The following is an 11,766-nucleotide window of genomic DNA, read 5'->3' as shown; positions in this document are numbered from 1 at the left end:
GCTTTTTGAGTTTTAGTTTTTTTGGGCGAAGCGTTTCCTAATTTTAACCTGATACAAAATCTCCCAAAAAACAATAGAAACAACAGCATTAGTCATTATTGCTGTTTTAATACCATAAGGATCATTCACAGAAAACAAATTTAAATCTGAAGTTTTTAAAGCCAGAAATAAGGCCAGAAAGGCTATAGCAACAGAAAATAGTATATTTAATAAAGGTTTCCACTTTATAACCAGAAAAGCATAAATAGTATTAAAAAGAGTAAAACCACAGCCTAAGGTCATATAAAGATCTGTTTTTAATTTCGATTGAATCGAAAGAAAAAATCCCATTACAATAAGATATAAAACAAATAGAACTGAATAAATTAGGATTCTGATATGTACTTTCATTTCATTTTTTATAAAGTTTTTTTTAATGTAAAAATACAACTTACTGTAAAATAGTTTCAATTTTAGCTTCTGATTTTTCTCTGACAGGACTGTCCGGATGAAAACTCCAAACTATGAGAAACTTTCCTTTAACAATATACTCTTCAGGATGTTCATCTGTAGGTTGCCCGCCTTTTCCCCACAGCAATCCCTGCAAAAAACGCTCACCTTTAAATACGTGCTCAAATTCGAAATACATAATTGATCCGCTATCTGGTCTGCTTTTAAAACTTTGCATCGCTTTACTCTTTACTTTTCCAACAATATTGCTATAGGTCTCAATATCGTTATAAAAAGTACAGGCCTGAACAGAAACACAATTGTTACCATCACTCAGGGTGTAGCCTTTCGGAATTTCTTTTGGTTTCAGTTTTAATTCAGCAATAGTCTGGCTGAATAAACTGAAAGAAAGTAAGAAGAATGCAACCGACATAGAAATAGTGATTTTCATAAGATTTTTTTTAGGTTTAGATTTGGGATTTATACCATACAATATTTCCGAAAACCATTTTAACGGAGATTAATTATATCAGGCTAAAATAATTTTTTTATTTAAGTTAATTGAATTAAATTGGCAAACAGAATAAAAAAAATTACGGGATAAGATGGCTTTGGTCTTATGTACCTGTAAAACTTATTTCTTCAAAAAAAAACCACAACAACCTAAATACAATATATCCTTAAAACCAAACAACATTTTTTTACGTAACTAGCTATATACTAACTTAATACTTAAAACCATGGCTAATAAATCTAACCTAAAAAGAAGAAGTGAATTTGAATTATTTCAAAACAATGAAGAAGGAGATCAAAGAAAAAACAGAGAAGTAGTGCTGGCAACAATTGGCTTAATTATTATTTCATTTTGTTTACTGCTTATAGTTTGGAGTCATGTATTTTCGATACGTGATTTTGTATAAGCTTATTATTTCTGTAATTAATTAATACTTTTTACTATTCTGACAACCTTTGCCTAATAAAATTTCGCTGATATCCAACCCATTTTTTTATAGAATTCTTCAGCGAATTGCATCAGGGATAGAGGCGGTATCCTTTTGTGCAGTGAAACGAAGCAAAAGATATAGCCGAAAGCCCGACCCGGAGGGAGATTCCCGGAATATTTTGCTTCTCCGGATAAATTTGGTAATAACTTAAGAAGTTTTAAAAAGTTCCGATAAAATGGAATCCCACCATAGAATTTGAAATTTGAGGGATTAGTTGTTTATGCATTCTGATTTTCTTAGGATCATAGTTAAAAGCTTTGGCGTCATTTTTTGCCCTTTGCCTGCGACTGCTAATCACTATAGAACGTCCAATTATTGTACCTACCAATCCACCTACTAATAAGTCTGAAACCCAGTGTTCATGGCTTTTTATGTCTGAAAGAAATACTGCAGTTACAAATGTATAAGGTATCCAGTAGTTGTCATATTCCATTTGAAATACTTTGGCAACAGCAAAATAAGAGGTCGCATGAAAAGAAGGAAATGAAGTACCGCTGCCACCATGACCAAAGTGAATATTATCGTAGTTTCCAAAATCCCACGGATTTTTTGTAAATGGTTCTACGGCTGGTGTATCATCATTTATTTTTCTTTGAGGCCTGTTTCTTGAGGTGACTGTTTTTAATACGATTTGAGTAATAACATAAGAATAAGCTAATGATTTTACCGCATTTAGAGCAACAACCTGTCCTTTCTCATTGTTAATGATTAATGAGCCCGCATATAGACCAATTATTGGATAAACGATGTAAGAGTCGGTTCCGATTACATGAGGTATTGTGCTTTTAATTTCCGGTAAACTATAATCAATATTGGGCTCTATCTTATCGTGCAAAAAACCGGTAGTATGCTTATCAACAGCTATTAAGCCTACAATTCCAGCCGTATAAAGCGCTGTTCTTTTCCAGTCACTTGATATAGTATGTCCCATTGCAGAAAAATCCCCCGGAACACTTAAAAAACTGTCCGCAATAACTGAACCTGCTACCTTGAATCTATTGTCTTTTTTTATTTTTAGACTGTCAGTCTTTTTTTTGTCTTTAAAGTGTCTTCCTGTGCAAAGCACTGAATCGATAGCAGGCTAAAAAAGATTATATTGAAAAATTTCATGCTGATAGTTTTAAATTAAATTCAATGGCTCATATCCAGGATGTAAAATTTAAAGTAAACCCAGATACATGAAGTATTTGAATTACAAACAGCCTGAATTTCAAATTTAATAAAAAAAATGTAAGAATTTTAATAGGATATAAAATATTTTAATTGTAAATTAATCAATATCAGATATTTACAAAAAAATAAAAAGCTATGAATTTGAAAGTAAATTTGAATTTATACCAACACCTTGATTGACTATAAATTGTTAAAACCATGGCTTAGGATAATGGTCATAGTAAACTTGCCACAAGAAAATAAAAAAGGCTATCCAAAAATTACTTTTGGACAGCCTAATTCACTTTATAATCTCAATTGAATCAAATATTACACAGTGGCAAACATCTGGATTATCTCATTCAGTTAGTGATTCATTACCAATTTTTACTCCATGGCCCAAAGTTTTTATACGCTGGTCCTGTTAATTTTTGTCTTTCTGAATTGCCTATTTTAACTTCAGCCAGATTTTCTTTTGGAGTTTCTCTCACCGGTTGATCGTTTTTATATGCAGGCCCCTGAAGTGATGTTTTATTATTCTCGGCATATATTTTAGTTGGCACTGTTTCGTGTTCCCAAACTTTATAATTTTTAAATGCCGGACCTTTTAAATCACTTTGTTTCACATTCGGTTTCTCCTGTGCAAATGCACCAAAAGAAATAAATAAAACTCCTAATATTAATGCTATATTTTTCATAACTATTACCGTTTATTGTTTTTTATAAATTTACAATTGGTAACAGCCTTTTAGGATTATGGGAATCTACCCAATTTGCATCCGTATAAATACGGATAAAAAGCTTCTAACTTTGTTATATTAAATTCATTTTTGCTGCTTTTTTAATAAGTTCTGCAGTATTTTTTACTTCTAGCTTTTTTAAAATATTAGCACGATGGGTTTCTATGGTCCGTGAACTTACAAATAGCTGAGCCGCAATTTCTTTTGTCGTCAGCCCTTTAGAAATTAACCCTAAAACTTCGGTTTCTTTATTAGACAAAATATCTTCACTGATGCTTTGTGTTGACATAAAGTTGATCATTTTTTCAGAGATTTCAGCACTAAAATATTTTTTCCCAAGGCTAACGCTTCTTATGGCAAGAATTAATTCAGATTCATCTGTATTTTTTAACAGGTAGCCGTAAGCCCCCATTTTAGCACATTTTGCGATATAATTTCCATCATTGTGCATCGAAATTACAATAGGTTTTATAGTAGAAGCCGTGTTATTTAGTTCCTTTAAAACCTGAAAACCGTCCATATTGGGCATAGTAATGTCTAACAATACAATATCAGCTTCAAAGTTAGTATTGATTAGTTCCATAAATTGAATACCATCACCAACACTTTTAACAATTTTTATATCATCATGCTTTCTGAGGAGCTCAGCAAGTCCGTTACGAAAAAGCTCATGATCGTCTGCTATTATTAATTTGATTTCGTTCATAATTCTATAGGTAACTCGATTTCAAAGGTTGTATTTCCTGGAGCTGCATTGATTACAATTGTACCATTGCAAATTTCTACACGTTCTTTGATGTTAATAATTCCTAAGCCTAATTTAACAGTATTTATGTCAAACCCGATTCCATCATCAAAATAAAAAAGAGAAATAAATTCATCAAATTCTGAAAGTGTAATCCGGATACTTCTTGCATCAGCGTGTTTTAATGTATTGTTAATCAGCTCTTGTGTTATTCTAAAAAGATTAATTGCCTGATGGTTGGTAATATTAGAATTGTCCTGTTGGGTTAAATCCTCATATTCAATAGTCACATTTGTCGATTTTTTCAGGCTTTCGATAAAGTTGGTTAAAGTAACTCCAACCCCAAAATCATCGATTGAAGCAGGCATTAAGGCATTTGACATGAGTCTGATTTCAGAAATAGTTTCATCTACTATCTTTTTCATTTCTGCTTTCTTCTGTTCATTTTTAACCCTGTTTTCAATGTAGTATTTTAAAGACGTTAAATAAGGCCCTACACCATCGTGGAGCTCACGCGAAAGCCTGCGCCTTTCATCTTCCAGACCGTTTACCAGCATTCGTTTTGATTGTATTCTGGTATTTTCATCATTATTTCTGAACTCTATCAGCTTATCCCTCATCGCCAAAAGGCTTTTCCCTAACAGATCATTTGGACTTTTAGGCTTAAAATCAGTATGGAGATTCATTTTTCCAATATCATCAGAGAATTTCACGGCACCCTGCAAAGAGGCTTTTAAATTGGCCAGCGCATCAAACATTTCCTTTATTTCCTTAGAATTTTTTATAAATTCATTGGTCTGGTTATAGTCACCTTCTGCCATAATCCGGAGACTTTTTTGCATGTTCTTAATGGGGTTGGTAATAAATCTTGTCAAAAAAAGAGAAAGCATAACAGCCAGTAAAAAAATACCAAGAGTCAGCCCTACAAGTCTTTGCCTTAATTCCTTTAGGGGAAGTGTCACCTCATCAACATCTATTTCAGACAGAATAACCATTTTTAAATTCTGAACTACTATCGGACTGTACACACTATATACCTCAATGCCTCTGTAATCCTCAAACACACCCCTGCCATTTATACCTTTAAATGCATTGATCACACCTTTTGTTTTAACCAATATGGTGTAAGGCGTTTTATTGGGATAAAAACGGGATTGCGAACGCATTCTAAAATCGCTGCCCACCAGATACGATTCTCCACTATCCCCCATTCCGGTTCGTTCAAGGAGAATTTGTTTAATTTTACTGTAGTCTAAAACTTTAATACTTGTGCCTTTTTTAGAGTTTGAGACAAAGCCTATGGTTGTTTTTTTAGCAACATGATACTTGGTAAAATCGTAAATTCCGTTACTTTTTTTAATACTTTCCGGAAGCTTTAAAACGCTAGTGTCAATGTTTTGCCCATACAATTCGGAAGATTCAAATCGCTCCCATTCTGATTTTAGTAAATGTTCGATCTGGTTTTGCTTGAGTGTTTTGATAGAATTTAGCTGCAGCAAAATACGATCGTTCAAAACATTAGAAAACTGCTGGTAGGATGAAAAAGATAACAGAGCAATTACCAACGCGATTAAACTATTAATTATGATCAGTATTAATGTTTTGATGTTCATTAAATCTATTTTAAAGATAAAGCCGGATTAGTATCTGTAAATATACTTCGTTTACTGCTTTAAAAGAAACTTTGAAGCAATAGTTCTGCTAATCTATATGTGATTCTTTAGATTTAATTAAATATGTTATCAGCTTAACAAGACATTCGAGTTAAAAGTCAGGAGACTTTTTACACTTTTATGATTGCAATATTATTTTAAAATTACGTAAAGTCAGAAAAAGACTTTTGCGTAGCGGGGGATTTCACTATTTGGGCATGGATTGAAAATTCGCGCTATCGGAAACCAAACTGTTGCCAGCAGTTTATATTTTTGAAATATCCATTACTTTTATTCCAAATCTTCTAAAGCCGCGCATTTCACGTACTGTTTGCACTAAAGAATATTTAGCAATATTAGATTCACTTAATTGAATCTTGTCAACGGGTTTGTTTCCAATGTATGAATAGTTATTATATGCCATAACAAATTCGATAGCTATTTGGTCATTAAGTATCTTCTCATATAAGTCTTGTGCATCAATATTTTTATTGTGTTTTTTGTTATACTTCTCCAAAGTTTTCACAAAATAACTGCTTCCAACGTTATTAAATAAATCGTTATTCAATCTTTTTGCAGACAAAACAACTTGAATATAAAGATTTCGCATCTGCGTAGTAAAGCCATTTTTCACATGCACGAAATACAAAGTATCATTTTGATAAATTAAAATATCGCATAGTTCAATATTATCCTTAAGTAATAATTTATCCAAAACAAAATAATTATTTTTTTTATGGCTTATATTGTATGTGTCTTCATCCCATCCATCCTCCCATTTGTTTAGTAGGTTTTCAGATAATTCATTTTGTGAATATATTGAAATTGCATCTTGATTTACACGTTCAAGAAATTTATTATCGAGAAAATACCAATTTCCATCAACTCTAAAATATTTTTTGCCCTGATGAATTCTTTCGCAAACAATATGAGAATAAAAATTTCCAAATGTTGATTCCTTTTTTCCCACTATACCTATTATATTTAAATCAAATATTTTAGTTATTATCTCACTTCTGTTTAAAATATTTTCAACGCTTTTAAATATATGTTGAGTGCATTCAAAATATAGATCCTCTTTTTCTTTTACAATTTTGTCATTTTTACTCCATGTCTTTTTAAATCTTACTTTGAATTCATTACTTTCAAAGAATTTATCCAGGTTTTTTGGATGTATTACTTCAATAATTCCTTCTCGAAGTTTATGCAATTGTTGTGGAGAGTTATGCAATATTACATCATCTGCTATTTTTTCTTTTAGACCATTATCTAAATCTTGTAATAGCTGTGGATCATCAATCTTTGAAAAGAGCGTGAGTTGAGTATAATTTGTTTTATCAGAACGAATCTTGTGAATATCTTTAATTAAGCTTTTCAGCTCTTCAAAATCTATTTTCTTTTTTAAAGAGAAGTAAGACCCTATTTCCATTATAGCTTTTGCATTATCTAAATGGTATTTTTTGAATATACCTTTCTTTAATTCTTTTCTAACAACTACTTTTATTTTTTTAGGAATTTCAGAATATTCTAATGACTCACTTATCCTTTGATCGTAAGAAAATGTGTTGTCTTTTTGAGCAATATTGCTAGCAACTCCTCTTGTGCCAACTTTCAAAATAATATCTTCTTCTGGCTTTGCAAAGTGTTGGTATAAATCAATCCCAAAATTATTATCCATAAATGTTTGAATAACGTTAAATCCACTTCCGCCAACTGTGCAATATATATTTGATTTATATACCATAAATAAAACATAAGAGAACTCAACTATCTCAAAGTTTTGATTTTTTGCTAGCTCGTCAGGAAGAAATAATTTCCAATATTTTTGGTCTTTTGGTTGGTTATAGCAATATGTGTAAAACTCAAATTTATTTTCGGTAAAATTGTTCAAAGTTGGTTTGGCAATATTCAAATCTGTTTGTTGTGCATGTAAACCCCGCTTATGGTTATCTTTTATGAATTCAATAATTTCTTTGTTTGATTTCTTTTTTAACAAGAAGTTATTTTTGTCGATAAGAAAGATTTTAAGATTGAATTTCATTTGTTAAATTTTATGATATGTCAAAAGCTGGTCTTTTCTCCAAAAATGAATCCATAAGTAGTCATTTGTTGGCTATATGCTATAAAAAACAGAATTTGCTTTGTACTACAATTATTTAATTTTCTTTAATACAGTCAATAATTTAGGAATTTTATCAACTTGTGTTTCAGTCCAAAAAGTATAATTTAAAATTTTGTCATTATCATAACTATTTAATTTTATACTAATTCTTCTGGTTCTTTCATTAACAAAATAGTACATAGTCATTTCTTTTGCCTTAAAAATAAATTCTGAGGATTTGTCTTTTAGCTTTAAATCAAGGTTTGGAATAACATTGTCTTCTACAAAATTTATAAATTCTTCAATTTCATCGATTCCAATCCATGCAGTCTTATATGTATCAGGATTTTTAATATACATATCTACTTGTAAAGCATTTACTTTGGTTTCTGCTTTTAAATCAATAACCTCTATAGGATAAAAATTTACCACTTCACCAATTCCGGATTTGAATTCTGCTGTAGTATTCCAATCTTTATTAATTCTGGTAAATTGCGCCTTATCTATAAATTGTCTTGTTGAAGATTCTACATTTTCTTTTTGAGAGTATGAAATAATATAAAACAGGATTAATACAATGGTTAATGTTTTTTTCATAATGTTGTTGTTCTTAGTTTATTTGAAATTCAATAATTCAACAAATGTTTCATTTTTATCATTACAAACTTTACGGAAATCCATAATCTATTAAACTTCATTTCCAACAAGTGTAATAATAATTAAAAATCTAACACCAAGTATTTATACGTGTTTTTCGAAATTAATTACAAATGACCTTATAAAAAAAACAGCGTGAGGGATAGAGGCGGCATCCTTTTATGAAGCGAAGCGGAATAAAAGATATAGCCGAAAGCCCGACCCGAAGGGACACGTCCAGAAAGAAAAAGTTTCAGGTTTAAAGTTTCAAGTTATACTTTGTGGAGTTTCTTGCGAAGATTGCTGTGCCAGTTCGCTATCGCTCGTGTCCTCCTTCGTCGGAATGACAATAATGGGCAAAAAAATCCCGCTTCATAAGAAACGGGATTTTCAACATTGATATTCTCTTTTTTTTATTTTTAAACTGTTGCTTCTACTGGCAACGGAATTTGATTTTTAAGCAAATCTTCAAAAGTTTCGGCTTGGCGAATCAGGATTCCCTGACCGTTCATCCATAAAACCTCAGCCGGTTTGTATCTTGAATTGTAGTTGGATGACATTGAGAAGCAGTAAGCTCCTGCGTTTCTGAACGCTAAAATGTCACCTTCGGTAATTTCAGGGATTCTGCGGTTGTTTGCAAAAGTATCAGTTTCGCAAATATATCCTACCACAGAGTAAAAACGCTCTTTTCCTTTCGGGTTTGAGATGTTTTCGATATGGTGTGAAGATCCGTAAAACATTGGACGGATTAAATGATTGAAACCACTGTCGATTCCGGCAAAAACTGTTGAAGTGGTTTGTTTTACTACGTTTACTTTTGCCAAGAAGAAACCTGCTTCGCTCACAAGGAATTTCCCCGGTTCGAAAATCAACGTTAAATCTTTACCGTATTCTGTACAGAAAGCGTTGAATCTTTTAGATAATTTTTTACCTAGCTCTTCGATGTCTGTTTCGATATCGTCTTTTTTGTATGGCACTTTGAATCCGCTTCCGAAATCTAAAAACTCCAGGTTTTTGAAATTTTTAGCGGTGTCGAACAAGATTTCAGCAGCATACAGGAATACTTCGATATCTAAAATATCAGATCCCGTGTGCATGTGAATACCTACGATATTCATTTTGGTGTTCTCTACAATTCGCAATAAATGCGGCAACTGGTGCACAGAGATTCCGAATTTACTATCGATATGCCCAACAGAAATATTAGCATTTCCACCCGCCATTACGTGTGGATTGATACGAATACAAACTGGAATTTGAGGATATTTTGTTCCGAATTGCTCTAAAATTGATAAATTATCAATATTAATTTGTACACCCATTGCGGCCACTTCTTCGATTTCTTCAAGAGAAACGCCGTTTGGTGTAAAGAAAATTTTGTCAGGGTCATAGCCAGCATGAAGTCCTAATAAAACTTCCTGAATCGATACAGTATCTAAACCAGACCCCATGTTCTTTAATAACTGAAGAATCGCAATGTTAGACAATGCCTTCATGGCATAATTAACTCTTAATTTCTCCACCTTAGAGAAAGCTTTAGTTAACCTGTTGTACTGAGATTGGATTTTTTCAGCATCGTAAACATACAATGGACTTCCAAATTGGTCTGCTAACTGCAGTAAATCTTTTGCTTGCATTTTTAAACTTATTTTGAGCAAATTTATTACTCTTTTATCTACCAGCAAATAATTTACAGAAAAATAACAAATTATAACAAATTGTTTGTTTTTTAAACTATCTGTGAAATTTATTTAGATTTAAAACATTTTGAGAATTTGTAAAAAATAAACATTAAAAAAGCAAAACGGCCATCAATATTGACAGCCGTTTAAAAATTTTATTGCATAATTATTACACTCCAGGTAAATCTCCACCTTCTTTAGTAGGCAAATCAGATTTGCCCATTAAGTAAATATCCACCTGACGAGCAGCTTCCCTTCCTTCAGAGATAGCCCAGACAATCAATGACTGTCCTCTTCTCATATCTCCTGCTGTGAATATATTAGGTACATTTGTCTGATAATTATTTGCTTTATAGTTGCTTCTGAAATCAACTTCCAGTCCTAGTTGCTCACTTAACGTTTTTTCAGGTCCTGTAAATCCAAGTGCCAATAAAGCTAAGTCGCAAGGCCAAACTTGTTCAGAACCTTCTACTTCAAGTAATTCAGGACGCTGGCCCGGAACCATTTTCCATTCTACTTTTACTGTTTTCAAAGCGATTAATTTACCACTTTCGTCTTTGATAAATTCTTTCGTATTGATTAGCCAGTCTCTTTCACAACCTTCTTTATGTGAAGTAGATGTTTTTAACTGCAATGGCCAGTAAGGCCAAGGAGTTGAGGCACTTCTGCCAACCGGCGGTTTTGGCATAATCTCAAAATTCGTTACCGATTTTGCCCCCTGACGGTTTGATGTTCCAACACAGTCAGAACCTGTATCACCACCACCAATTACGATTACATCTTTTCCGGTAGCCAATACCTGATTTTCAATTTTTTCCCCAAAAACTACTTTAGTCTGCTGCGTTAAGAAATCCATTGCCTGAACCACACCGTCAGCATCAGCTCCAGGAGTTGGCAAACCTCTTCTCTCTGTAGCGCCTCCGCAAAGTACGATTGAATCGAATGCTTTTAAATCTTCAATTGAATAGTTTACACCAACATTTGTGTTTACTTTAAAGGTAATTCCTTCTGCCTCTAAAATAGCGATACGTCTGTCGATAATTCCTTTTTCTAATTTGAAATTTGGAATTCCGTAACGTAATAAACCTCCAATAGCATTGTCTCTTTCGAAAACAGTAACAGTATGACCTGCTCTGTTTAATTGCTGAGCTGCTGCTAAACCAGCAGGACCTGATCCTACCACCGCAACTGTTTTACCAGTTCTTACTTTTGGCGGTTGTGGCTTAATCCATCCTTCTCTGAAAGCACGCTCTACGATATTTTTCTCTATATTTTCGATAGAAATTGGCTCTTCAATCAGTCCTAACACACATGCTTTTTCGCATGGCGCCGGACATAAACGTCCTGTAAATTCAGGAAAGTTATTGGTTGAATGCAATATCCATGAGGCTTTTTGCCATTCTTCCTGGTACACCATGTGATTAAAATCGGGAATCAAATTCCCAAGAGGGCAACCACTGTGACAAAAAGGTATACCACAATCCATGCAACGAGAACCCTGAGTAGTAATTTCAGCTTCACTCAAAGGAATTGTAAATTCATTATAATTCGTTACACGTTCTTTAACTTCTATATATGATTCGTCTTGTCTTTCGAATTCTTTAAAACCTGTTACTTTTCCCATT

Annotated in this window: 11 protein-coding genes; 1 reads left to right on the top strand and 10 read right to left on the bottom strand. The window is 32.7% G+C overall.

All coding sequences use genetic code 11. From position 1 onward, the window contains the following. Positions 1 to 12: 12 nt before the first annotated feature. Both P5P89_RS14790 and P5P89_RS14785 read right to left on the bottom strand, forming a co-directional pair. Positions 13 to 390 carry a hypothetical protein gene (locus tag P5P89_RS14790; protein WP_278009030.1) on the bottom strand — a complete coding sequence of 126 codons (378 nt, stop codon included), beginning with the start codon at positions 388 to 390 and terminating at the stop codon, positions 13 to 15. 40 nt (positions 391 to 430) lie between these two features. After that, positions 431 to 880 carry a hypothetical protein gene (locus tag P5P89_RS14785; protein ID WP_223681227.1) on the bottom strand — a complete coding sequence of 150 codons (450 nt, stop codon included), beginning with the start codon at positions 878 to 880 and terminating at the stop codon, positions 431 to 433. A 289-nt stretch (positions 881 to 1,169) separates the two neighbouring features. Here P5P89_RS14785 and P5P89_RS14780 point away from each other — a divergent pair, with 289 nt between their 5' ends. Continuing rightward, the gene (locus P5P89_RS14780) at positions 1,170 to 1,349 is read left to right on the top strand and encodes a hypothetical protein (protein WP_278009029.1); all 180 of its coding nucleotides are present in this window, start codon (positions 1,170 to 1,172) and stop codon (positions 1,347 to 1,349) included. 241 nt (positions 1,350 to 1,590) lie between these two features. On the opposite strand, the gene P5P89_RS14775 is transcribed toward P5P89_RS14780, so the two are convergent. The 8 genes from P5P89_RS14775 to P5P89_RS14740 form a co-directional block, all read right to left on the bottom strand. Next, a complete protein-coding gene (locus tag P5P89_RS14775; protein WP_278009028.1) occupies positions 1,591 to 2,364 on the bottom strand; it encodes a phosphatase PAP2 family protein in 774 nt (257 codons plus the stop codon). Between the two features lie 598 nt (positions 2,365 to 2,962). Then, positions 2,963 to 3,283, bottom strand: coding sequence for a hypothetical protein (locus P5P89_RS14770; RefSeq protein ID WP_278009027.1), 321 nt, complete (start codon positions 3,281 to 3,283; stop codon positions 2,963 to 2,965). A 115-nt stretch (positions 3,284 to 3,398) separates the two neighbouring features. Further along, positions 3,399 to 4,031 carry a response regulator gene (locus P5P89_RS14765; RefSeq protein WP_278009026.1) on the bottom strand — a complete coding sequence of 211 codons (633 nt, stop codon included), beginning with the start codon at positions 4,029 to 4,031 and terminating at the stop codon, positions 3,399 to 3,401. Beyond that, on the bottom strand, positions 4,028 to 5,683 hold the full coding sequence (locus P5P89_RS14760; RefSeq protein ID WP_278009025.1) for a sensor histidine kinase: 1,656 nt from the start codon (positions 5,681 to 5,683) through the stop codon (positions 4,028 to 4,030). Before P5P89_RS14760 ends, P5P89_RS14765 begins: the two co-directional genes overlap by 4 nt. A 304-nt stretch (positions 5,684 to 5,987) precedes the next feature. Then, positions 5,988 to 7,763, bottom strand: a complete 1,776-nt coding sequence (locus P5P89_RS14755; protein WP_278009024.1) for a DUF6119 family protein — start codon at positions 7,761 to 7,763, stop codon at positions 5,988 to 5,990. Between the two features lie 111 nt (positions 7,764 to 7,874). Then, the gene (locus tag P5P89_RS14750) at positions 7,875 to 8,420 is read right to left on the bottom strand and encodes a hypothetical protein (protein WP_278009023.1); all 546 of its coding nucleotides are present in this window, start codon (positions 8,418 to 8,420) and stop codon (positions 7,875 to 7,877) included. Between the two features lie 458 nt (positions 8,421 to 8,878). Next, the gene (gene lysA, locus P5P89_RS14745; RefSeq protein ID WP_278009022.1) at positions 8,879 to 10,096 is read right to left on the bottom strand and encodes a diaminopimelate decarboxylase; all 1,218 of its coding nucleotides are present in this window, start codon (positions 10,094 to 10,096) and stop codon (positions 8,879 to 8,881) included. A gap of 214 nt (positions 10,097 to 10,310) precedes the next feature. Next, positions 10,311 to 11,765: a glutamate synthase subunit beta gene (locus P5P89_RS14740; RefSeq protein ID WP_278009021.1), complete on the bottom strand. Its 1,455-nt coding sequence runs from the start codon at positions 11,763 to 11,765 to the stop codon at positions 10,311 to 10,313. Position 11,766: the final 1 nt, after the last annotated feature.

This window comes from Flavobacterium gyeonganense (assembly GCF_029625295.1).
GTDB lineage: Bacteria > Bacteroidota > Bacteroidia > Flavobacteriales > Flavobacteriaceae > Flavobacterium > Flavobacterium gyeonganense.
Note: the sequence above shows the minus strand (reverse complement) of the source record. Positions and strands in the feature narration are given on the sequence as shown.